The organism is Acinetobacter sp. UC24323, assembly GCF_024151445.1.
Lineage (GTDB): Bacteria > Pseudomonadota > Gammaproteobacteria > Pseudomonadales > Moraxellaceae > Acinetobacter > Acinetobacter baumannii.
Window position 1 is genome coordinate 119,040 of record NZ_JAHIBY010000009.1, and the last position, 21,293, is coordinate 140,332.

Genomic DNA, 21,293 nt, shown 5'->3' on the forward strand with positions numbered 1-21,293 from the left:
TTAAAATAGGGTTGAATATTGTATTGTGAGAATTTTAAGGATTTTATAGATATCTTTTTATAGATTTTATTGCTGAGAATCACAGCTAGAAATATAGCTAAATTTATATTAGGAATTAAAGTGGAAATAAATAAAACATATAAAGTCTATTATTTTAGAAACTCGTCTTAAAAATGAAATTGAATTTATATTAAATAAAAAATGCCAAAACAGGGATAGCGAATTATTTGCATCCTGATTTGGCGTTTGAAGCTTTATTTTAGTGGTGGGCACTTAGATAAAAATTTAATTTGTGGCTGGAGTTGAGCGTGGGGTAAGAATGAAATGGGCGATTACACCAATACAAATACCCCAGAAAACTGAGCTTAATCCAAGAAAATGCATACCTGATGCGCTAGCTAAAAAGGTAATAAGTGCAGCATCACGTTGACCATCATTTTTCATGGCAACAGAAATATTGGTGGCAATTGCACCAAGCAAGGCTAAACCTGCTAGTGCTGCCACCAACTCTTTAGGAAGTAAGCTAAATAGCATGACAATACTGCCAGCAAATAAGCCTCCTAAAATATAAAAAATTCCGTTGGCGATTCCTGCAATATATCGTTTTTCTTTAAGTTCATGTGCATCTTTACCCATACATAAAGCCGCGGTAATTGAGGCAAGCACAATGGTAATACCACCGACACAGGCAACGGCTAACGAGGCAATACTGGTGGCCGTAATAATGGGTTTGGCTGGCGTGTCATAACCGCTAAGTTTCATAATCGCCATACCCGGTAAAAATTGGCCGGTTAGACTGACTAAAATAAGAGGAACAGCGAGATTCAGTGTTGAGTTCCAAGTCCATTCCGGGCTAATCCACTGGGGGATTGCTAAATTAAAACTCACATCAACCGGATTCATTTTGCCTAAAATGAGGCTTAATAAAACTCCGGCAGCTAACACCCAAATCATGGTGTAGCGAGGCATTAAACGTTTGGCAATTAAAAAGACAATGAGCATACTAAAGACAATCAAAGGCATGCTATCAGATGCGGTAAATAGGCTAATACCAAACTGAAAAAGAATACCTGCCATCATGCCTGCAGCAACGTCTTGCGGAATCCACTTCAGTAATTTGTCGAAGTAACCTGTAATGCCAATTAAGAAAATAACGATGGCAGAAGTAATATAGGCGGCTACTGCTTCATTTAATGAGATGTTTGGAAATAGGGTAACTAACAGGGCAGTGCCTGGTGCAGACCACGCGGTAATCACAGGAGTTTTATATTTAATCGAAAGATAAATACCTGAAACGGCAGCGCCGATTGAAATTCCCCAAATCCATGACACCATCATATCTGTGGACACATGAGCACGCTGAGCAGCTTGGAAAAAAATAATCAGTGGGCCTGAGTAAGAAATTAAAACTGCAAGAAAGCCCGCAACTGTTGCTGATATGGACCAGTCATTTTTTAATGTCTTGAACAGGGTTGCCATGTCTGATTGCCTCCATGCAAATCATGTTATTTATCCAAATATATAAAAAGATCAGGGTTAACCCTGATCTCCACCTCCGACCGGAATGACCGATCCCGTCATATACGATGCTTCGTCTGATGCAAGAAATAAAATTGCATTGACTTGTTCTTGAATTGTGCCATAACGGCCCATAAATGTTCGATCTTTTGTTTGATCAACTACTTGTTGCATCCAGTCTTTTTCATTTTGACTTAACGGGTTGGCATTGCGTGGTACTTTGCGAGGTGGCGCTTCGGTTCCACCAGTCGCAACAGCATTGACTCGAATCCCGTCTTTAGCATGTTCAAAAGCAAGAGATGCTGTTAGGGCATTTACCCCACCTTTAGATGCGGAGTAGGGAATACGATTAATACCACGGGTGGCAATTGAAGAAACATTTACAATAACACCCGCTTGTTGCTTAATCATGGCAGGCAACACAGCGCGGCAGCACCATAAAGTTGGAAACAATGAGCGATTCACTTCTTTGATGATTTCTTCTTCGGAAAACTCTTCAAAAGGTTTCATCCAGATCGCGCCACCTACATTATTAATCAGGACATCGACCCGACCATAGTGTTCAATAGCTTTTGCAACAACAGCTTGCGCGCCTGCATAGGTTTCTAGGTCAGCATTAATCGTGACAGCTTCACCACCTGCACGCTGAATTTCTGTGAGAACCTCTTCAACATATTCAGAGCGGTCAGCCATGACGACTTGTCCACCTTCAGCTGCAACTTGCATTGCCACTCCGCGGCCAATACCTTGGGCACTACCCGTAATAATCACAACTTTATCGGTAAATCTTTGACGGTTTGACATAGATAATTTCTCCACCTGTTAATTCGCAGAGAATTTTTCAAACAAGAAATTAGCTGGTTTGATATTTTCAGTTTCTAACCAACCACGTACAGCTTCTACCATTGGCACTGGACCACATAGGTAAACATCAACGTCGCCACCGTTTAACCATTCACTTTCAATATGACCAGTAACATAGCCTTTGCGTTCATGATTGCTCTCAGGGCTTGCAACTACAGTGCGGTATTCAAACCATGGGAATTTCGCCTGCAACTCATTGAGTTTTTCTAGAGCAACCAAATCAAAGTCATTGGTGACACCAAAAACCAAGCGAACAGGCTGTTCAGAACCTTTTTCTTCAAGCACTTGTAACATCGACATAAATGGGGCAATGCCAGTACCGCCTGCAAGCATCAACACTGGACGAGCTACATTACGTAAATAGAAGCTACCGAATGGACCGGTAAAAGTCATTTTGTCGCCAGTTTTGGCATTCTTGCTTAAGAATTCACTCATTTTGCCATTCGGTACGTTGCGGACCACAAAACCAGTTAAACGATTACCCGGTTTTGAGCTAAATGAATAAGAACGTGTTTCGCCAGTTTCAGGAATTGCCACATTCACATACTGACCTGCAAGGAAATGAATATCCGGTTGGCCTTCATCAAGTTGAATATCAAATGTGATGGTTGAGTCTGATAAGTTTTCAACACGGGCTAAAGTACCTTGGAAGCTATGAATTTCTGTTTTGCAAACATCTGAAGATGCTTGAATCTGAAATACGGCATCTGAAGTTGGGCGACATTGGCAAGCAAGAATATAGCCTTGTTCAGCTTCTTCAGGGGTTAATGCATCTTCAATATAAGTTTCTTCTGGCATGTCATAACTACCGGATTCGCAAAATGCGCGGCAAGTTCCACATGCACCATCACGGCAATCCAAAGGAATATTAATTTTTTGGCGATAGGCTGCGTCAGATAGGGTTTCGCCTTGAGCTACGCTAATGAAACGTGTAACACCATCTTCAAATTGAAGAGCAACATTGTGGTTTGACATGGCATGCATCCTACAAAATATTTGAAACTTTTACCCTCAGACAACAGTCCGTTTAACTGAGGGGGTATGTCTTAAAGGTGGTAGATATCAATGACTTGATTGATGTAGTCATTTTTCAAAACGACATACTTGCTCAAGATTTTTGGTTGATCACTTGAAAAATCGATCACATAACGTGACATACCGAAATAGCTGTAATTTGTCTTGTAACGGAAACTCAAGGTATTCCAGTTAAAGCGAACAGTAACTTTGTCGCCGTCGCGATCGAGAACTTCAACGTTGGCAATATTGTGGCTTGTACGTGTGTCCGGCATGGTTGCAGATGAGCGCTCGGTTTTAATACGGAACACTCGATCTTCTAAACCTTGACGGTCTGGATAATAAATAAGTGAAATTTCAGATTGCGGATCTTCAGTTAATCTATCGTCGTCGTCCCAAGCTGGCATCCAGAAAGAAGCTTCCGGCGCATAGCATTCAAGCCAGTCATCCCATTGTTCATCATCTAAAAAGCGCGCTTCACGATAGAGAAACTGAGCAATATTTTCTAAAGTTGCTTTGTCTTGAGCACTCATGCTGTTTCTCCTTGATCAGCAATTTCTTTCTCTGATGCAATCGCGTGTTTCATGGTTTTTAACCAATATTGATGCTGGGCCAGATACAGGCCTTCATCTTCAGTTTTAATCCCACTTAACATCGGTTTTAAACCGATTTCGTTTGCTGCATCATCCGGTCCATAAATCCAGTGTTTTGAACCGCGGCACATGTCATTCCATTCAAGTGCAATACCGGCGTAGCCTGCCTGACAAGCACGGAATTCTTCTAAATCGTCTGGTGTTGCCATACCTGAGGCATTAAAGAAATCTTCATATTGACGGATACGGCGTGCGCGAGCTTCAGGTGCTTCACCTTTAGGCGCGATACAGTAAATGGTGACTTCGGTTCGATTGACTGAAAGTGGGCGAAGTACACGAATTTGCGAACCGAATTGATCCATCAAATAAACGTTTGGATAAAGGCACAAGTTACGTGAACGCTCAATCATCCATTTCGACATCGCTTCACCGTATTTTTCGGTATATTCATCTGCTTTAGGAAAGTTTGGGCGGTCTTCTGGGTTTGCCCATTGTGTCCATAGCAGCATGTGGCCATTTTCAAAGCCATAAGAGCCACCGCCTTGTTTACCCCAAGAACCTGCACTCATTGCACGGATGTTATCGGCAGCTTGAGTTTCTTTACGGTGTTGAGTCGTTGCTGCGTAGTTCCAGTGCACAGCAGAAACGTGGTAACCATCGGCACCATTTTCAGCAGTGAGTTTCCAGTTGCCTTCGTAGGTATAAGTAGATGAACCACGCAAAACTTCCAGACCATGTTCAGACTGATCAACAATCATGTCGATGATTTTGGTGGTTTCACCCAAGAATTCTTCAAGTGAAGGAACATCGGGATTTAAGCTACCAAATAAGAAACCTTTGTAGCTCTCAAAACGAGCTACTTTTTTAAGGTCGTGTGAGCCGTCTTGGTTAAAGCAGTCAGAATAGCCTGCTTCACTTGGATCTTTAACCTTAAGCAATTTACCTGAGTTATTAAAAGTCCAGCCGTGGAAAGGGCAAGTATACGTTGCTTTGTTACCACGCTTGTAACGGCAAAGTTGTGCTCCGCGGTGTGAACACGCATTGATCATGGCATTAAGTTCGCCGTTACGGTTACGGGCAATGATAATCGGCTGACGACCAATATAAGTCGTATAGTAGTCATTATTATTTGGAATTTGGCTTTCGTGTGCCAAGTAAACCCAGTTACCTTCGAAGATATATTTCATTTCGAGGTCAAATAAGGCTTCATCAGTAAAAACTGAGCGGTGAAGTTTAAATTCACCTGTATCGATATTGTCTACAAGTAATTCATCAATACGGTCAAGATGGCTGGTATTGATTACAGGAATACGTGGCATGTCCGTTCTCCGACTTTCCAAAGGGTGGAAGTCATCAAGACCTTCGCTACGATTTAAAAGGTCTTGATATCCTAATATGTCAATGAAGCGCATAAACGCGTCGGGTGTTTAACCGCGAATGGATAAAGATAGATAGATCGAATGTTGGCCAGTATGATTTCAATCGGTGCTATACAAGTGATCTATAACTTCATCGGGTTATTGCTTGTATATACCTTAAAAGAATGGTTAAACTGTGTCTAAGACTGAATTTGCATTTTAATATATCTTAAAGGTATGGAAACCTGATGGAACTAAGACATTTACGGTATTTTGTGGCTGTTGTAGAAGAACAGAGCTTCACCAAGGCAGCCGAAAAACTATTTATTGCTCAACCTCCTTTGAGCCGGCAAATCCAAAATTTGGAAAGCGAGCTTGGCATTCAACTGTTTGAGCGAGGAAGCCGTCCTTTACAAACCACACCAGCAGGGCATTTCTTTTATCAGCACGCTGTTAAACTTTTGTCGAATGCTGAAGAAATAAAAAGCATGACCAAGCGTATTGGTCTCATCGAAAGAAGTATGACCATTGGTTTTGTCGGGTCTTTACTCTATGGTTTATTGCCTCGAATCATTTATTTATTTCGCCAGCAGCAGCCGCATCTGAATATTCAGCTCATGGAATTAAGTACAACCGAACAGTTACAGGCATTAAAAGAAGGCCGTATTGATGTCGGTTTTGGGCGTTTAAGAATTAGTGATCCCGCGGTGAGACGCATTCTGCTACGTAAAGAGCGTTTGGTCGTTGCCGCGCATACCAGCCATCCAATTGCTCAGCGCACAGAAGGGGTATATCTGGCCGACCTCATTGATGAAAAGATGTTTATGTATCCCACCTCGCCAAAACCGAACTTTTCAACCCAGCTTTTGAATATTTTTGCCGAACATAGTTTGGTTCCCAAAAATATGCATGAGATACGAGAAATTCAATTGGCTTTGGGCTTAGTCGCAGCGGGAGAAGGGATCTGTATTATTCCGGCAAGTGCCGATACCATTCGATTTCCCCACTTAAACTATATTCCGATTTTAGATAACGGCGCGGTCAGTCCAATTTTTATTACTGCACGGGCAATGGACAGAAGTGAAGACTTACAATCATTGTTCGATTGTATTTATCAGGTTTATGACTTAGAAGGGATACCTTATCAACGGACTGTTTTTACACTCGATCAGAACCCGATAGATGATTCAAACGGTATCGATTTTTAAATAAAGAGAATGCATAGCCTCAAAAGCTGAAGCTATGCGGTTTTATATCTTATTGCACTTTCGCTGGGAAACCATCTTCTTCAAGTGCTTCGGTAATTTTATCGACGCTTTCACTGCTTTCAACAGTCACGATTTTGGTCGCTAAGTCTACATCTACTTTTGCATTTGGATCGACGTCCTGAATCGTCGCAGTCACGCCACGAGCGCAGCCACCACAAGTCATATTTTCAATAAGTAGTTTCATGTTCATACTCCATCAAGAATGAGATGTTTGTTTGGATAATACTGAGTCTAAACCTTGTCATGATTGTAAGGTCAAGACCAAATTTTTAAAAAAATATGCTTGACCTTCCCATGATGGGAATCTGTATGCTCAATACAGAATATTAAATTTTGCAGATTTGCAGAGGTGTTTGATGGACTCAAAAACCACAAAATTGCCAGCATATAGTGAAACACTCTCAATTGAGGGCATGACTTGTGCCTCTTGTGTTGGACGTGTCGAAAAAGCACTTAAGAAAGTTGAAAATATTGAGATTGCCAATGTTAATTTGGCAACAGAAAAAGCTGTTGTTTATTCAAGTCAACCGATTCAGCGTGATGCACTGGTTAAAGCAGTTGAACGTGCGGGTTATGATGTTCCAAAAGCTGCGCCAGTGGAGTTGTCTATTGAGGGCATGACCTGTGCATCTTGTGTTGCACGTGTAGAAAAAGCCCTAAAAAAAGTAGACGGTGTTCAAGAGGCAACCGTCAACTTAGCAACAGAGCAAGCTTGGGTGCAGGCAGATAATTCAGTCAATGTTGAAGACCTAATTCGCGCTGTTAAAAAAGCAGGTTACGACGCGAAAGCATCTGAAAAAAATCAAGATGAACAACTCGATAAAAAAGCTTCAGAGTTAGATCAGCTTAAAAAAGATTTGATCATTTCGATTGTATTGGCCTTACCTGTGTTTATTTTGGAAATGGGTTCACATCTCATTCCAGCTTTTCACATGTGGGTCATGCACACCATTGGTCAATACAATAGCTGGCTTTTACAGTTTGTTTTGACCACATTAGTTCTCATTTTTCCTGGTCGTCGTTTTTACCAAAAAGGGATTCCAGCTTTATGGCGTTTAGCACCAGATATGAGCTCGCTAGTGGCTGTTGGAACTTTGGCTGCCTACAGTTTCTCGGTCGTAGCAACCTTTATGCCGCATGTGTTACCACAAGGCACGGTCAATGTTTACTTTGAAGCGGCTGCCGTTATTGTCAGTTTAATTTTGCTCGGGCGATATTTTGAAGCCAAAGCTAAAGGACGAACCTCGCAAGCGATTCAACATTTGGTGGGAATGCAGCCAAAAACAGCCCGTATTCAACGTGGTGGACAAATAGTGGAAGTTGCAGTTGCCGAAGTGGTCAGTGGAACTATTGTAGAAATCCGTCCGGGTGAGCGTGTGCCAGTCGATGGTGAGGTAGTTGAAGGGCACAGCTATATTGATGAATCTATGATTACGGGTGAGCCTGTTCCTGTTGAAAAAATAATAGGGCAACAAGTAGTTGGGGGTACAGTTAATCAAAACGGTACTCTAAACATTCGGGCAACCGCCGTTGGTTCTTCGTCTGTACTTTCACAAATTATTCGCATGGTTGAGCAGGCCCAAGGTTCTAAACTTCCGATTCAGGGCTTAGTTGATAAAGTCACCATGTGGTTTGTACCGGCTGTCATGCTAATTGCTGCAATTACTTTCTTGGTTTGGTTTATTTTTGGGCCAGAGCCTGCGCTGACTTTTGGCTTGGTGAATGCTGTTGCGGTACTGATTATTGCGTGTCCTTGTGCGATGGGGCTTGCAACACCAACTTCTATTATGGTCGGTACTGGACGTGGTGCTGAGCTAGGTGTCTTGTTCCGTAAAGGTGAAGCTTTGCAGCTTTTACAAGAAGCGCAAGTGGTTGCCGTTGATAAAACAGGAACGCTCACCGAAGGCAAACCGACACTGACAGACTTTAATGTGCAATCTGGCTTTGAACGTAACCAAGTGCTGACTTTAGTTGCCTCTGTTGAAGCCAAATCTGAACACCCAATTGCCCTTGCGATTGTTCAAGCAGCAGAAAGCGAAGGCCTAAACTTATTACCAGTAACAGCATTTAACTCGATTACAGGATCAGGTATTGAGGCGGAAGTTTCTGGTCAAAAAGTACAAATTGGCGCAGACCGTTATATGCACCAACTTGGTTTAGACACCAACTCATTCCAAGCGACTGCTGCTCAATTAGGTGAAGAAGGCAAAACACCACTCTATGTTGCCATTGACCAGCAACTTGCAGCAATTATTGCCGTGGCAGACCCAATTAAAGAAACAACCTATGCTGCGATTGAGGCCTTACATCAGCTTGGGTTAAAGGTTGCCATGATTACAGGAGACAACCGTCATACGGCGCAAGCGATTGCCAAAAAGCTGAACATTGATGAAGTTGTGGCAGAGGTTTTACCCGAAGGCAAAGTGGACACAGTTCGCCAATTGCAAAAACAGTATGGTCGCTTAGCTTTTGTTGGTGATGGTATTAACGACGCACCAGCCTTGGCACAAGCGGACGTGGGCTTAGCCATTGGTACAGGAACAGATGTTGCTATTGAAGCTGCCGATGTGGTGCTGATGTCAGGTAGTTTAAAAGGCGTACCGAACGCAATTGCGCTAAGTAAAGCAACTATGCGAAACATACGCCAAAACCTGTTCTGGGCATTTGTATATAACGTTGCACTTATTCCAATTGCAGCAGGTGCCTTATATCCAGCATTTGGTGTATTACTTTCACCGATGTTTGCAGCAGGTGCGATGGCACTTTCTTCGGTCTTTGTTTTAGGCAATGCGTTACGCTTAAAACGTTTTCATGCGCCAGTACAGTAAGCGTGCTGAAAATCAACTTTTGGTTTAAGATCATGACAGCAGGTCTTAAACCAAATTTAATATTTGAGGTGTGAGATGAATATCGGTCAGGCATCCAAACATTCGGGCATTTCAGCGAAAATGATTCGCTACTATGAAGAAATCGGTTTACTTGAAGCAGCTCAGCGTTCTGCTTCTGGCTATCGTATTTATTCAGAAACAGACCTTAAAACTTTAAACTTTTTAAAACATGCCAGAGAATTAGGTTTTTCATCCGAACAGATGAAAGAGCTTATTTCGCTTTGGAAAAATACCGATCGGCATAGTGCAGAGGTGAAAGCTTTAACCGTAAAACACATTGCCGAATTAAAGCAAAAAATTGCTCATTTACAGGAAATGGTTAATATTTTGCAGGCTTCAGCTGATGATTGCTGTGGTGACCAACAGGCTTCGTGTGCGATTTTAGACCACATTGAAAAAGGTGTAGGCGTAAGTTAAACCTTATAAAAATAAAAAGGAAAAATCATGGCTTATACAGCTTCTTGTCTTTGTAATGGGATTCAACTTCGTATTAATGCCGAATTAGAACCCATCATGGTCTGTCATTGTAAGCAATGCCAAAAAGCACAAGGGGCTGCCTTTGCGGCCATCACTCAAGTACAAAAAAGCGATTTAGAGATTGTACAGGGTGAAAATCTTTTGCAAGCGTATTTTGCATCGCCTAATAAAAAGAGAGTGTTCTGTAAAATCTGCGGTTCACCTGTCTGGAGTGAACGTTTAGATAAACCTGATGTGGTGCGTTTAAGGGTAGGGCTCATTAATGAAGAAATATCGACGCCAGTCATCTCTCATGCATTTGTCAATTCACAAGTGAAGTGGTATCCAATTTGTGATACGGCTCGCCAGTACCCAAATGGCATCGAAAACCCTTGAAATATGAAGGTTTGAAGTATTTTATTCATTTGTAAAAAAACGTGAACAGCACTAGCCATGAATAAATAATGTGCTATAAATGTACTTAAGGTAATCGTAATATCTCCTCGATCCACAGGGAAAACTTGGGACAGGGCAAAAGATACGATAAGACCTTATAAACAGCTAGCAAAGAGCAAATAAAAATGGATAGACACATTTTTTGAGTGCTCAACGTTGCAGAAAAGCCCGTGAAACGGGCTTTTTTAATGCCTATGAAAAGTTATTTCTAAGTGTGGGATAGCTTATGTTTTTAAACTATTTAAGAAAAAGTAATGTAAAAATAATAAAATATTTCAAATATACAGACTATTCTGTATTGCAATTTATTTTTATTAAGGGTACATTTAGTTAACGGTTTAAAGTTCAAGCTTAATAATGAACTCATGGTCGTTGTGGGAGATCTAAGAGCCTGCATTTTCCCCAAGATGCGGGTTTTTTTTTATGCCTAAAAAAAGTAATGACTCATCTGATCTAAAAATTTAATTCTTTGTTCTATAAAGTTTAAAAACCTACGAACGTAATAGGCCGTAGGTTTCTAAACACGTCTAAAAATTAAGCACGATATGCCTGACAAGCTTGAGCACACGCTAAACATGCTTTTGCACAAACCTGACAATGCTCATGTTCGTGTTTACTACACTCAGCTGCACATAGTTGACATGCATTAGCACATAGCTGCATGGCTTGTTCAGCAAGCTCGGAATGTCTTAGTTCTAAAGATGTGCATAACTGACAGGTTTCTACACAGGTTAAGCAGTGTTTGATACACTCACGCATCATATGCACATGCTCTTCTTGTAGGCATGCAGAGGCACAATACTTACAAGCAAACATACATTCAATGCAGGCTTGAATAGAGGTAGATGCTTGATTAAACAGAGATTGATTTGGTTCTTGTGAGCTATTCATTTTAATATTCTCCTTTTGAAAGGCTATTATTAAAAAACCGAATATTGTTATCTTTTTTCATTTTATAAAATCATTTTTCCTATCGGGCACTTTGAAATGAAAGATCTACAAATGCTCAATACGAGATTAACCTCGTATAAGAATGTTACAGGTACTTTGTTAGCTAAATTCTAAAAAGACAGTAAAACCTTAAGAAGAGATACCTAAAAACAAAAAATAAAATTTGTTTGGATATAATACTTTTGGCTAATTTTTTAATGTATGAAAATTAGGCAAATTATTAGTGTGAACTTTAAGGGCACACGTAATGGAAAACATAGAACAGTACGCTCACGGAGCTGAGCATGAAGTCCACGTACACTGCAAACGATCATTAAGCACTTTAATACTGAGCTTGTTTGTATTAATTGCAACTGGTCGATAAAGAAAAAGCACCCACGGGTGCTTTTTCTGTATGACTTGACTATAGGTAAATTGAATTAAGAGCCTGTAAAGCCGCGGCGCTTTTTGTAGGCTTTACGATCATAAGAGGGAATATTGGACTTTTGAAGATCAATAGCCAATTGTTTTCTGCGTTGAAATTGCACTTCATTTAAAAGCGCATCATAGATTTTAGGTCGGTCAGTTTTAAACTTTTCTACATCCAGTGGAATCTTACTTTCCTCTTTAACAATATACAAAACTGAAACATTGGCATTGGTTTCATATACTGTCCAACCAACCCGTACTGTATAGAGGCCGGTTTTCTGATCCTTTCCTAAATAAGATTTAAAACCATCGGGATGAGGGCGTACATAAGCATTCATCATGCATCCTCCATCAACTATTTAATTCGATGAAAGCGGCGATCAATGAATTGATGGGAACGATACATCTATTCAGTAAAATCACGATTTTCATGTGTATATATATTGATCAATTTGATAATTTCAAGCTTTGTAATTTTTCTTTTTTGTGGGATGAAAAACGTAAGAATTTGTCTAAAAAAGATACAAAAATAACCACTTCATTTTTATAGATAAATTAAGTCTATTTTTAACTTAAATTTGGTTTTTTTTAAATTTATGTGACGTATTTTGCAAATTTAAAATTGAATAATTTATAGTGAAGCTTGAGTTCATTTTTTGTTAATGATTTGATTTTAAAAAATAAAAAATATTTGTAATATTTCTTGTTACAACGATTTTGTCGACAATACAGGATTGTTTTTGACATATTTCGCCTAGCGTAATCAATAGAGTTTTTTGCCTATGGTGTCATTTTTATTTATTGGACTTGTAGTCACTATTTTGTTGACTCCAGGACCAACAAATACATTATTAGCCTCGGCTGGCATACAAGCAGGGGTAAAGCATTCTCTTAAGTTGATTCCGGCAGAGGTCATAGGTTACCTGATCGCAATTACCTCATGGGGTGTTTTACTTGAATCGGTGTCTCATTTCATTCCATGGCTTCCAGCCATATTAAAGCTGATGAGTGCGGGCTTTATACTCTATCTTGCTTTTAAACTCTGGATGACATCGTCTGAAGATATTAAGTTAGACCGACCCCTTATTACACCAAAAGCTTTATTTCTTGCGACACTTTTAAATCCGAAAGCTTTACTTTTTGCTTCAGCGATTTTTCCACATGCAGCGTGGGAAGTTCCTCATTTATATTTTATTCACATTGTTGTCTTTTTAGCTTTAATTACCCCAATTGCTTTTTTATGGATTATGTTTGGTACAGTATTAATCTCAAATAAAGTCACTTGGTTAAATCAACGTAACTTACAACGTATTGCTGCATTTATTTTAACTTTTTTTGCCATGCCAATCGGCTATTCAGCGATTAGCTCATTTTAGACCTAACAAATTAATTTATATTAAAAAATTTAGTATACAGGAGTTTTTTCATGAAGAGATTAAAAGTTGTTATTAAAGATCAGTTTGACCAAGAAAGTATTGCTTTAGCAAAGGTTAGGCCTGCGAATGATCAGAAATTAGAGCTGTATAAAAGTGTAGAGCATATCGAAATTGATGACGATATTATTCTACCGAATATGGATTTACTCTATGAAAACCCAAAAGATGGAAAAATTTATAAATTAGTTGGCCCGTTTAATGAAGATGAATTATAGAGGGGCGAAGGAAAATCGATTTTTTCATCTGTTTTTAGTGTTGCTTAAAATAAAAGCAAACTAACGTATAGACACAATTAAAATCTTGAACACCAAGGGGTCCTTATGGGACTATGTTTTTGCAAAAATGTGACCTAATCCACATTTTTGTATTTCAGGACTAAGTGGTGTTCACTAAGCCCATTTCTTCAATGAGAAGTAGAAATGGGCTTTTTTTATGGAAATTTATTCTTTAAAAGTTTCATCTAAAGCTTGCTGGACTGCTTCAATGCGAGATTTGCAAGCTTTATAAGCACCAATGGATTCTTCAACAATCTTCATCAAATTATCAATATCCGGGCTTTCCTGAGATTCAAGTAATTCGGCATTTCGCTTTAAAATGTCATGACCTTCTTTAAAAGTCAGTTCTTTATCATTCATTTGGAATTACCTCGGTAATATTAGCGTTAATTGCTCCATCTTGCATATCAACAGTAATGGTAGAGCTAGTGATTTGGTGAATGGAACGAATTGCTTTGCCTTCTGATCTTACAATTGCATAACCTTTTGCTTGAATCTGTTTCGGGTTTTGCAAAAGAATTTCTCGCATAAGAGATTCAGTTTGCGATAGAGAAAATTTAACTTGTTGCTGTGAAACAAATTGAATGCGTTCCTTTATCTGCTCAAGGAACTGGTGAGCTGAATTAAGCTGAGCTTGGGCAGAGGATTTAATATGTTGTAGATATTGATCACTCTTACTTTGGTAGGTCGTAATTTGATGTTGTGACAAGAGTTTGATTGTTTGTAGGTTGTCTACAGCTTCTTGTACACGTTCAACAATATGGTTGCGAATACCCGCAATCACTTTACTTGGAGTGTCAAACGAACGGTGTGCAATCTCGTCAAGGATAGTACGATCTTTTTCATGTCCAATACCGACCCAAATCGGCACGCTGCGTTTACAGAGGAGGGCGGCGAGCTCATAATCATTTAAGTAAGCTAAGTCATTTACAGCGCCACCCCCGCGAATAATTACAATCAGGTCGGGTGGAAAGTTAAAATTATTTGCCCATTGTTTTAAACCTGTTGCCAACGACTCCATAAGACTGACGGCAGCCGTATTTCCCTGAAAGGTCGCACTTTGATAAACAAAATGACAAACCCCATTTCGCTCAAGAGCATCCGCATCCTTTTTAAAGTCACCTAAACCCGCAGCATTTTGAGGAGCAATAACTAATACATTTTGAATATCAAAAGGAGTAGGGAGAAGTTTATTCTTATGTATTAACCCTTCTTGAGTTAAACGTTCAACAATTTGTTGATAACGTTTTGCAATTTCTCCAAGTGTAAAACTTGAGTCTATTTCTTCAATATTGACTGAAAATCCATATTGTGGATCGAAACGCGCTCTAATTTTGATTAAAACGTTTAAATCACTAGCTAACTCAATACCTGTTTCACGTTCAAACTTTAGAACAATTTTACTGGCTGAAAATTTCCAGATGGTTGCTTTACAGCTTGCAATGACCTTGTCGGTGTCAGCATCTTTTTCTGCAAGCTCTAAATAATAATGTCCACCTTTAACATTTAAATTACGAATTTCCGCTCTCACCCATACAGGCTCGTCAAAAGTCAGGCGTATGACTTCTTGCACTGTACCGAGATATTCACTAAGAGAGAGCTGAGGATCAGACATATAAACTATAAATGATGGGTTGAGACTAGATAGTATAAAAGCTACCCAAGCATGGCAATTGTTGTCTATGGAATAACGGGTTCTGTTTAAAATAAATACAACAATTTAGAGTGATAAAATTGAAATTGAGGGGGCTTATTTAATTTGAACGGATAAAAAGAAAAATTAATAAAAAGATAATTCTTAATAATTACAACCGATTAAAAAATAAAGTTTGCTTTATAAAATATATAAGCGTATAAAGCTTACTTCCAATTGCGGGGTGGAGCAGTCTGGTAGCTCGTCGGGCTCATAACCCGAAGGTCGTTGGTTCAAATCCGACCCCCGCATCCAAAATATTATGCTCTGTGATGTACTACTTTTCATGATACGAAATCATGGAAAGCAATTAGCTTATAAATAACCCTATATCAAGCTAAATATTAAATTCTAGACGAATTGTCCATACCTTAAATCTAGCGTTCTAATTAAATACCGTTAAATCACATGAGCTCAGTGATGAGTGAATGATTGTGAATATAGTAAATGAGTGGCAAATCGCCACAGCCGTAAATGGCAATGAAATTAATGTGAGGATTGTTCCTCACGTCCGTAAGCAAAACTCGCTTGATGGTTATCGTTGGGTTGAGGTTGGAAAGAAAATTCAGCTTCAAACTGGTGAAGAAATTGAGTTAAACCAAGATGGAAAAAGCTTCTATGCTGGGTTTAATCAACTTTATCGTTTAAATACATATTGTTGATAAAATCATGGTAATAAAGCAAAAAAACCTATCCCTTTTAAAGGAGATAGGTTTTTTTATATCGAGAAGAAAGCTAAATAATTAAAGTTATAAAAAGACGAAAGTGATTAAAAAGGTCTTATTATTATTTTAGCTATATTTAATAACTAAATTAGCCTGCTCTCCAGAACTGACGCCCCATGACCTTAAAGTTTTTACCGTTCTCTTCAGTGACACGTCGGTCTCTAAATTTTTCATTTAAACTATGCAAAATTAAAGAGCCATCTGCCTCTTTAAAAATTTGTTTAATCATGCCTTCACCAGCAAAATAAACGGCATAGATTTCACCATCAATTACTTCTGTTTGAGAAATATCAATACCGACCAGATCACCATCTTTGATGTAATCGGTCATACTATCGCCCTTAGCTTTGATAATACGCATGCATTCCTGAGCAACACGTTTTTCTTTAAAGAATGAAGCGGGGAAAGGAATTTTTCCGTTAATTGCATCAAAATGAAATTCAATTGATTCGCCTGTACCACAAGAAAAACTCGCTTCAACTACTTCGATCCAGACATATTGGTCTGCTGCATCGTTATTCACGACAGTAGGACTAAATACATCACTTTCTCTAAAAGAGTCTTCTGAGTTTCCTGTAGTAAGCCAATAAGCATCTACACCTAAAAACTGTGCAATGAGTGGAAGAAAAGCAGATTTTAAATTCTTCCCCGATTCTAAAGCTTGATAAGCAGGCTGAGACATTTTTACTGCTTCAGCAACCTCTGCCTGTGTTTTTTTAGCTTTAATCCTTGAATCTTTTAAACGGTCTTTAAGAGCCATAATGATCGCACCAGCTAACTTATAACAAATATATAACTTAAGTTATATTTAGTAAAACAACTATAGTTATTGACTAATGATAACTATAGTTATAATATCAGTTATAAGGACATATTGATAGAACGAAAATAATATTTTATTTGAAATTGATTTCTTAATTTTATCAATACCTTATTAAGAAAGTAATGATTATTCTGCCTCACTGGACGACAGAATATAAAAATGGCGATAGTCGATGAGTGGTTTATACAGACTATTAAAAACAAGAAATGGAATAAAAAAAGCCCGATTCCGTGGATCAGGCTTAATGTTCGTCGATAAAGGGTATCAAGAACATGAAGAATCTAACAAAGAATTTAATGCGTCACAAAAGTTTCCGATATACGGCAACGTGTTATCTCAACTTTATGGTCAAAAAAGAGAGGTTATCTAGCGGTGCAGTTTTACTGAGGCTTATGTCATTCATAGCGGTTTAAAAAGAACAAGAGCGACTAGATTAAATCTGTGTACATAGCAGAGTTAGATATAAAAATATGAAAAATAACAAAGCAGTAGCCATGATTATTTTTCAAAAAATTACGCTTTAGGCAGGATTAAATTATGGAAAATTTTTTAACTTCAAATGGGCTAGCTGCCGCTTTTAACCTTTATGGCACCGTCATGATGGTGGTTTTAGCAGTGAGCTTAGTTGTTGCAGTAGTTTTAATTATGCGCTTTCCACGTTCACCTCAAGAATGGGTCGTTGGTTTGATTTGTACGGTTGTTTCAAGCTTGACTGGTGGCTCATTCATTATCATGAAATGGAATTTACATGAGTGGGTGACAGATATATGGGGAATGATCACTTTAGGTGGATTCTTCTTTATTTGTGGCTTACCTGGTTGGGCAATTGTGAGGTGGATATTTAATTTCATTAATAAACAAGAAGGAAAAACCATTGTTGAAGTCATGAAAGATCTAAAAAAAGCGAAAGATGATATCCAAAGCTAATAGCTGTTTGGCCCTAATAAAGATGAGGACAACTCTTATGAATATTGAACAATATTTAGATGCACTAATAAAACGCGAAGGTGGCTATGTAAATGATCCACTTGATCATGGGCATGCGACTAAATTTGGAATTACACAAGCCGTTGCTCGTAGTTATGGTTATCAAGGTGCAATGGAGAATTTAACGTTAGAGACAGCCAGAGAAATTTATAGGAATCAATATTGGCTTGAGCCGCGATTTGATCAAGTTAATTTGATCAGCGCACTTATTGCTGAAGAGTTATTCGACACGGGTGTGAATTGTGGCATTAGTTTCACAAAACCACTTTTACAACGTGCATTAAATTTATTGAATAGGCAGGGCAAAGAAGGCTGGGTAGACCTTAAGGTAGATGGTGAATATGGGCCAGCCACTTTGCAGGCTTTAATAAAATATATTAAAAACCGTGGTAAGGAAGGTGAAAAAGTGCTGGTACGGCTTCTTAATATTATGCAAGGCCAACGCTATATTGAAATTACGGAAACAAATCCGAAGCATGAGCAATTCTTTTATGGATGGCTTGCTAATCGTATCAGCTTATAAAAAAGCCAACTTGCTAAAGCTATTGAGTTATAGCCTTACAAGTTGGTTCACTTTCATAAAATAGTTTTATTGAGTAATAAGTAAAACTGCTAAAAGAAAAAATATACAACCACTGACTTTATTGAGCTTAGAAAAATTATTTCCGGCAAGCATCTTCTCTTTGAATATTGAGGAAAAGTTGGCATAAACTAAATGAATTAAAAATCCGATCAAGCAGAATGTTAAAGATAAAACCAAAAACTGATTTAATATTTCTTTTTTAATATCAATAAACTGTGGGAAAATGGCAATAAAAAAGACAATTGTCTTTGGATTAAGTAGTGAGGCAAACAACCCTTGATAGAAAAGCTTTGATTTCTTTATCTCTTTTTCATTATGTTCAGTTTCTAATAAGTCTTGAGTTGGGGATTTTTTAATAAAATTTTTATAACCTAAGTACATTAAGTAAAAGGCCCCAATAAATTTTAAAGCAGTGAAGATAGTAGGGTTGCTAGTAATAATAAGCCCGACACCGCTTGCAGAAATCACAGCGATAATAAACATACCAATAATTAAACCACTAATGCCAAATAAAGCTGTCCTCACACCATAATTTATTGAATTTGTTACTGTAAATAAAACGCTTGGGCCTGGGCTTGATAAAGTAAGAAAAGCAATGGTTATAAAAACTAAAAGACCACTCACGTTGATACTTCCTGTTTATCATCAATATGTTAATTGCATGCCTACTTTAAAGCAGAATAGGAATAGTGTATACAGACAAGTATGTATAACTTATAAAAAGGTAAATTAATAGGATAATATTTGAAAGTTCCTACACAATCTTATTTTTTAAACTCTAAATTATTTGAAAATTAAAAATCCAATGCTTTAAAAAGCATTAAATATGTTTAATTAATATATAGATACAGTGCTAGAAAATTATATTTAAATATCATTGAAAATCAGATAGAAAGTTAAAATTTGATACCTTTGTATTCAATAAGAAATGAATTAATTAAGATATCGATTGCAATTCGTTAAGAAGCGTGTATAGTCGACACTAACTACAAAAATATTCATGTTACCCAAAGTCTCTCTTTTCGCAGTTTTATTTATAATCCTCCGTATATTTTTAGATATTTAAGTAGAATGTGTATTTTTTAGTTCTATTGGTTTGCCCAATAATAAATGATAATGTTTTTAAAAGTTAGGATTAATTTATGTCTAATACTACTGGTACAGTAAAATGGTTTAATGAAACTAAAGGTTTCGGTTTTATTCAAACTGATGAAGGTAAAGATGTTTTTGCACATTTTTCTGAGATTCAAACACAAGGCTTTAAAGTTCTTTTAGAAGGTCAGCGTGTTCAGTTTACTGTAACACAGGGTAAAAAAGGCCCACAAGCTTCGAATATCACAATTGTGACGAATGCTTAAACTAAAGTAATTTGATGATTTTAGACGATTTGATCTGTAGTGATTTGCTTAATTAAACGGCTCTAATCATCAAGATAGTTAAAAAACCCACTTCTTCCTTTGTGGGTTTTTTATATGAATAATTAAATAAGTTGATTATTTGTTTTATATAATATAGAAATTAGAATTGTGTTGTATAAGTTGACTTTATAACTGGTATAAAAATGGATATTTGTATTGGCGGTATTTTAAACGGTAAAGTAAGAAAGAATAATGAAAATTATTTCTCTATAGGAAATCCTCATTCAGATGATGTAACGGAGTATCACAAGCAATATTTCCAATTGGATGGAAAGCTTTTATCATTTTGGGTGTGTAATGAAATCAATTTTCAAGAAGCCTCCAGAATAGCTGAAAGTTTCTTTAAAAAAGAACAAAGTTTTTATTAAGTAAATTTTAATTAAATACTTTAAGTCTGGATAAGCTTATTTCTTCAATGAGATAAGCTAAAAATTATTTTTAATTACATATTTTTAACAATTTAGATTAATTTGTTACTTATAAAGCCATAAGTAAAGAGTAATCTTAGCTCATAATATAAAATCGTTGTAAAATTAAACTTAACATTCATGAAAATTTATTAAATTTTTCTTGTCTTAACGGTCATGACTTAAGTCATAAATAATATTTCTTTTTGTAGTATATCTAAAGGAAGGAAATAATTCTAAATGTTGAATATAGTACAGCCTAATATTTGCTTCATGGGTAGCAGCAATTTGTCTTTAGCTTTAATTGGAGGTTTAGTTTTAAAAGGCTTTCAAAGAGAAAAAATTAATCTAATAGAGGAAGTCAAATTTGAAAATCAAATCATTCTAAAGCAAAAGCAACATGAGGTGAAAAAGGCAGATATAGTTGTTCTATTACTAGACCCGAAAGACTTAAAGGCCATACTAGCGCCATTAAAAAAATGGTTAGCTGATAAAACTATTGTGTCGATGATGGCCGGAGTTAATATTCAACAATTAACGAGCATTACGGGTTCAAAAAAAATTATAAGAGTCATTTCTAATCCCCCTGTATTAACTTATACAGGTACCCATGTGTTAATTGGTTCAGACTATTTAGAGCCTCTAGATAAAGAAGTGATAGAAACAATTTACTCAGCAACAGGGCGAACCTATTGGGCAAATTCAGAATCCCAAAGTGACGCGATTATTGCTTTATCCGGTTCAGGGCCAGCTTACTTCTTCTATATTCTGGACAGTATGGTGAAAACAGGTGTTTCTATGGGGTTAGATAAGCAATTTGCTTTAGATCTAATACTTCAAGCTGCATCAGGCGCTGTAGAAATGGTTCGTAAAAGTAATGTTCAGCCTAGTGAGTTATGTGGCAAGGTCACATTAGCGAATGGCATTACAGAGTCTGCATTACGAATGTTTGAATTAGGCAACCTCTCTGATGATATTCGGCTGGCTTTAAAAGCAGCTTACCATCGTAGTAAAGAAATAAGCTTAGAAATTAGTGCAGAAATTACGAGACACTAGCTTTAGCTGATTGCAAAGTACCTTCCAAATATTAACACCTTATATTTGGAAGGTACTTTTTTAACCAACCTAGTTTAGCCGTATAAAGGTAAAGCAAACATTATCTTTCAAAGAAC

Annotated in this window: 23 protein-coding genes, 1 tRNA gene and 1 pseudogene; 13 read left to right on the top strand and 12 right to left on the bottom strand. The window is 37.6% G+C overall.

Features of this window, described 5'->3' with window-relative positions; genetic code table 11:
• Nucleotides 1-285 precede the first annotated feature (285 nt).
• The 5 genes and pseudogenes from benE to benA all read right to left on the bottom strand — a co-directional run bounded on the left by benE (nt 286) and on the right by benA (nt 5,308).
• Nucleotides 286-1,479: a benzoate/H(+) symporter BenE gene (gene benE / locus KNQ97_RS13565; RefSeq protein ID WP_000212307.1), complete on the bottom strand. Its 1,194-nt coding sequence runs from the start codon at nt 1,477-1,479 to the stop codon at nt 286-288.
• Between the two features lie 57 nt (nt 1,480-1,536).
• Nucleotides 1,537-2,322, bottom strand: a complete 786-nt coding sequence (locus KNQ97_RS13570; protein ID WP_047480261.1) for a 1,6-dihydroxycyclohexa-2,4-diene-1-carboxylate dehydrogenase — start codon at nt 2,320-2,322, stop codon at nt 1,537-1,539.
• Between the two features lie 18 nt (nt 2,323-2,340).
• The gene (gene benC / locus KNQ97_RS13575) at nt 2,341-3,357 is read right to left on the bottom strand and encodes a benzoate 1,2-dioxygenase electron transfer component BenC (RefSeq protein ID WP_253612356.1); all 1,017 of its coding nucleotides are present in this window, start codon (nt 3,355-3,357) and stop codon (nt 2,341-2,343) included.
• A gap of 52 nt (nt 3,358-3,409) precedes the next feature.
• Nucleotides 3,410-3,929: pseudogene (benB, locus tag KNQ97_RS13580) on the bottom strand (benzoate 1,2-dioxygenase small subunit).
• Nucleotides 3,926-5,308 (bottom strand): benzoate 1,2-dioxygenase large subunit, encoded by a 1,383-nt coding sequence (benA, locus tag KNQ97_RS13585; protein WP_022574724.1) that lies wholly within the window; start codon nt 5,306-5,308, stop codon nt 3,926-3,928. Before benA ends, benB begins: the two are co-directional and overlap by 4 nt.
• A 287-nt stretch (nt 5,309-5,595) precedes the next feature.
• Here benA and KNQ97_RS13590 point away from each other — a divergent pair, with 287 nt between their 5' ends.
• Nucleotides 5,596-6,555 carry a LysR family transcriptional regulator gene (locus KNQ97_RS13590; protein WP_000423280.1) on the top strand — a complete coding sequence of 320 codons (960 nt, stop codon included), beginning with the start codon at nt 5,596-5,598 and terminating at the stop codon, nt 6,553-6,555.
• Between the two features lie 49 nt (nt 6,556-6,604).
• Here KNQ97_RS13590 and KNQ97_RS13595 read toward each other — a convergent pair whose 3' ends face one another.
• Nucleotides 6,605-6,805, bottom strand: coding sequence for a heavy-metal-associated domain-containing protein (locus KNQ97_RS13595; protein WP_001985155.1), 201 nt, complete (start codon nt 6,803-6,805; stop codon nt 6,605-6,607).
• 166 nt (nt 6,806-6,971) lie between these two features.
• Here KNQ97_RS13595 and KNQ97_RS13600 point away from each other — a divergent pair, with 166 nt between their 5' ends.
• From KNQ97_RS13600 to KNQ97_RS13610, 3 genes are all read left to right on the top strand, one after another.
• On the top strand, nt 6,972-9,443 hold the full coding sequence (locus KNQ97_RS13600) for a heavy metal translocating P-type ATPase (protein WP_253612357.1): 2,472 nt from the start codon (nt 6,972-6,974) through the stop codon (nt 9,441-9,443).
• Between the two features lie 75 nt (nt 9,444-9,518).
• Nucleotides 9,519-9,920 (top strand): Cu(I)-responsive transcriptional regulator, encoded by a 402-nt coding sequence (gene cueR, locus KNQ97_RS13605; protein ID WP_001020650.1) that lies wholly within the window; start codon nt 9,519-9,521, stop codon nt 9,918-9,920.
• Nucleotides 9,921-9,947: 27 nt separating this feature from the next.
• Complete coding sequence (locus tag KNQ97_RS13610) at nt 9,948-10,355, top strand: GFA family protein (RefSeq protein ID WP_253612358.1); 408 nt, start codon at nt 9,948-9,950, stop codon at nt 10,353-10,355.
• A gap of 594 nt (nt 10,356-10,949) precedes the next feature.
• Here the strand turns inward: KNQ97_RS13610 and KNQ97_RS13615 are convergent.
• Together KNQ97_RS13615 and KNQ97_RS13620 are read right to left on the bottom strand one after the other, a co-directional pair.
• Nucleotides 10,950-11,306, bottom strand: a complete 357-nt coding sequence (locus KNQ97_RS13615; protein ID WP_005132734.1) for a four-helix bundle copper-binding protein — start codon at nt 11,304-11,306, stop codon at nt 10,950-10,952.
• Between the two features lie 479 nt (nt 11,307-11,785).
• On the bottom strand, nt 11,786-12,115 hold the full coding sequence (locus tag KNQ97_RS13620) for a hypothetical protein (protein WP_000980496.1): 330 nt from the start codon (nt 12,113-12,115) through the stop codon (nt 11,786-11,788).
• A 441-nt stretch (nt 12,116-12,556) separates the two neighbouring features.
• On the opposite strand from KNQ97_RS13620, the gene KNQ97_RS13625 reads away from it, so the two are divergent.
• Together KNQ97_RS13625 and KNQ97_RS13630 are read left to right on the top strand one after the other, a co-directional pair.
• A complete protein-coding gene (locus KNQ97_RS13625; protein ID WP_000253369.1) occupies nt 12,557-13,150 on the top strand; it encodes a LysE family translocator in 594 nt (197 codons plus the stop codon).
• A 50-nt stretch (nt 13,151-13,200) separates the two neighbouring features.
• Entirely contained in the window at nt 13,201-13,425 is a 225-nt protein-coding gene (locus KNQ97_RS13630) for a hypothetical protein (RefSeq protein WP_000825869.1), read from the top strand.
• Between the two features lie 225 nt (nt 13,426-13,650).
• On the opposite strand, the gene xseB is transcribed toward KNQ97_RS13630, so the two are convergent.
• Together xseB and xseA are read right to left on the bottom strand one after the other, a co-directional pair.
• Entirely contained in the window at nt 13,651-13,845 is a 195-nt protein-coding gene (gene xseB, locus KNQ97_RS13635; protein ID WP_000998196.1) for an exodeoxyribonuclease VII small subunit, read from the bottom strand.
• Complete coding sequence (xseA, locus tag KNQ97_RS13640) at nt 13,838-15,100, bottom strand: exodeoxyribonuclease VII large subunit (RefSeq protein ID WP_001283231.1); 1,263 nt, start codon at nt 15,098-15,100, stop codon at nt 13,838-13,840. The genes xseB and xseA overlap by 8 nt, the downstream gene beginning before the upstream one ends.
• A gap of 256 nt (nt 15,101-15,356) precedes the next feature.
• On the opposite strand from xseA, the gene KNQ97_RS13645 reads away from it, so the two are divergent.
• Together KNQ97_RS13645 and KNQ97_RS13650 are read left to right on the top strand one after the other, a co-directional pair.
• A tRNA-Met gene (locus tag KNQ97_RS13645) sits at nt 15,357-15,433 on the top strand.
• A gap of 173 nt (nt 15,434-15,606) precedes the next feature.
• Entirely contained in the window at nt 15,607-15,840 is a 234-nt protein-coding gene (locus tag KNQ97_RS13650; RefSeq protein ID WP_000636785.1) for a transposase, read from the top strand.
• A 151-nt stretch (nt 15,841-15,991) separates the two neighbouring features.
• Here the strand turns inward: KNQ97_RS13650 and KNQ97_RS13655 are convergent, their stop codons facing one another.
• Nucleotides 15,992-16,663 carry a LexA family transcriptional regulator gene (locus KNQ97_RS13655; RefSeq protein WP_001185369.1) on the bottom strand — a complete coding sequence of 224 codons (672 nt, stop codon included), beginning with the start codon at nt 16,661-16,663 and terminating at the stop codon, nt 15,992-15,994.
• A gap of 600 nt (nt 16,664-17,263) precedes the next feature.
• Here KNQ97_RS13655 and KNQ97_RS13660 point away from each other — a divergent pair.
• A complete protein-coding gene (locus KNQ97_RS13660; RefSeq protein WP_000427184.1) occupies nt 17,264-17,653 on the top strand; it encodes a hypothetical protein in 390 nt (129 codons plus the stop codon).
• A gap of 37 nt (nt 17,654-17,690) precedes the next feature.
• On the top strand, nt 17,691-18,236 hold the full coding sequence (locus KNQ97_RS13665; RefSeq protein ID WP_001019685.1) for a glycoside hydrolase family 108 protein: 546 nt from the start codon (nt 17,691-17,693) through the stop codon (nt 18,234-18,236).
• Nucleotides 18,237-18,302: 66 nt separating this feature from the next.
• Here KNQ97_RS13665 and KNQ97_RS13670 read toward each other — a convergent pair whose 3' ends face one another.
• Nucleotides 18,303-18,920 (bottom strand): LysE family translocator, encoded by a 618-nt coding sequence (locus KNQ97_RS13670; RefSeq protein WP_253612359.1) that lies wholly within the window; start codon nt 18,918-18,920, stop codon nt 18,303-18,305.
• 518 nt (nt 18,921-19,438) lie between these two features.
• Between KNQ97_RS13670 and KNQ97_RS13675 the strand changes: the two genes are divergently transcribed.
• The 3 genes from KNQ97_RS13675 to KNQ97_RS13685 all read left to right on the top strand — a co-directional run bounded on the left by KNQ97_RS13675 (nt 19,439) and on the right by KNQ97_RS13685 (nt 21,177).
• Nucleotides 19,439-19,654: a cold-shock protein gene (locus tag KNQ97_RS13675; RefSeq protein ID WP_000072673.1), complete on the top strand. Its 216-nt coding sequence runs from the start codon at nt 19,439-19,441 to the stop codon at nt 19,652-19,654.
• Nucleotides 19,655-19,857: 203 nt separating this feature from the next.
• Nucleotides 19,858-20,082, top strand: coding sequence for a hypothetical protein (locus KNQ97_RS13680; protein WP_002048033.1), 225 nt, complete (start codon nt 19,858-19,860; stop codon nt 20,080-20,082).
• A 279-nt stretch (nt 20,083-20,361) separates the two neighbouring features.
• The gene (locus KNQ97_RS13685) at nt 20,362-21,177 is read left to right on the top strand and encodes a pyrroline-5-carboxylate reductase (protein WP_253612360.1); all 816 of its coding nucleotides are present in this window, start codon (nt 20,362-20,364) and stop codon (nt 21,175-21,177) included.
• Nucleotides 21,178-21,293 lie beyond the last annotated feature (116 nt).

What these genes read in the sequence shown, in the direction of transcription:
- KNQ97_RS13675 (WP_000072673.1), top strand. Translation starts at nt 19,439, where the DNA reads ATGTCTAATACTACTGGTACAGTAAAATGGTTTAATGAAACTAAAGGT.
- xseB (WP_000998196.1), bottom strand. Translation starts at nt 13,845, where the DNA reads ATGAATGATAAAGAACTGACTTTTAAAGAAGGTCATGACATTTTAAAG.
- KNQ97_RS13655 (WP_001185369.1), bottom strand. Translation starts at nt 16,663, where the DNA reads ATGGCTCTTAAAGACCGTTTAAAAGATTCAAGGATTAAAGCTAAAAAA.
- KNQ97_RS13600 (WP_253612357.1), top strand. Translation starts at nt 6,972, where the DNA reads ATGGACTCAAAAACCACAAAATTGCCAGCATATAGTGAAACACTCTCA.
- KNQ97_RS13685 (WP_253612360.1), top strand. Translation starts at nt 20,362, where the DNA reads ATGTTGAATATAGTACAGCCTAATATTTGCTTCATGGGTAGCAGCAAT.
- cueR (WP_001020650.1), top strand. Translation starts at nt 9,519, where the DNA reads ATGAATATCGGTCAGGCATCCAAACATTCGGGCATTTCAGCGAAAATG.
- KNQ97_RS13615 (WP_005132734.1), bottom strand. Translation starts at nt 11,306, where the DNA reads ATGAATAGCTCACAAGAACCAAATCAATCTCTGTTTAATCAAGCATCT.
- benC (WP_253612356.1), bottom strand. Translation starts at nt 3,357, where the DNA reads ATGTCAAACCACAATGTTGCTCTTCAATTTGAAGATGGTGTTACACGT.
- KNQ97_RS13680 (WP_002048033.1), top strand. Translation starts at nt 19,858, where the DNA reads ATGGATATTTGTATTGGCGGTATTTTAAACGGTAAAGTAAGAAAGAAT.
- KNQ97_RS13625 (WP_000253369.1), top strand. Translation starts at nt 12,557, where the DNA reads ATGGTGTCATTTTTATTTATTGGACTTGTAGTCACTATTTTGTTGACT.
- benA (WP_022574724.1), bottom strand. Translation starts at nt 5,308, where the DNA reads ATGCCACGTATTCCTGTAATCAATACCAGCCATCTTGACCGTATTGAT.
- KNQ97_RS13570 (WP_047480261.1), bottom strand. Translation starts at nt 2,322, where the DNA reads ATGTCAAACCGTCAAAGATTTACCGATAAAGTTGTGATTATTACGGGT.
- KNQ97_RS13620 (WP_000980496.1), bottom strand. Translation starts at nt 12,115, where the DNA reads ATGATGAATGCTTATGTACGCCCTCATCCCGATGGTTTTAAATCTTAT.
- KNQ97_RS13665 (WP_001019685.1), top strand. Translation starts at nt 17,691, where the DNA reads ATGAATATTGAACAATATTTAGATGCACTAATAAAACGCGAAGGTGGC.
- KNQ97_RS13650 (WP_000636785.1), top strand. Translation starts at nt 15,607, where the DNA reads ATGATTGTGAATATAGTAAATGAGTGGCAAATCGCCACAGCCGTAAAT.
- xseA (WP_001283231.1), bottom strand. Translation starts at nt 15,100, where the DNA reads ATGTCTGATCCTCAGCTCTCTCTTAGTGAATATCTCGGTACAGTGCAA.
- KNQ97_RS13610 (WP_253612358.1), top strand. Translation starts at nt 9,948, where the DNA reads ATGGCTTATACAGCTTCTTGTCTTTGTAATGGGATTCAACTTCGTATT.
- benE (WP_000212307.1), bottom strand. Translation starts at nt 1,479, where the DNA reads ATGGCAACCCTGTTCAAGACATTAAAAAATGACTGGTCCATATCAGCA.
- KNQ97_RS13595 (WP_001985155.1), bottom strand. Translation starts at nt 6,805, where the DNA reads ATGAACATGAAACTACTTATTGAAAATATGACTTGTGGTGGCTGCGCT.
- KNQ97_RS13630 (WP_000825869.1), top strand. Translation starts at nt 13,201, where the DNA reads ATGAAGAGATTAAAAGTTGTTATTAAAGATCAGTTTGACCAAGAAAGT.
- KNQ97_RS13590 (WP_000423280.1), top strand. Translation starts at nt 5,596, where the DNA reads ATGGAACTAAGACATTTACGGTATTTTGTGGCTGTTGTAGAAGAACAG.
- KNQ97_RS13660 (WP_000427184.1), top strand. Translation starts at nt 17,264, where the DNA reads ATGGAAAATTTTTTAACTTCAAATGGGCTAGCTGCCGCTTTTAACCTT.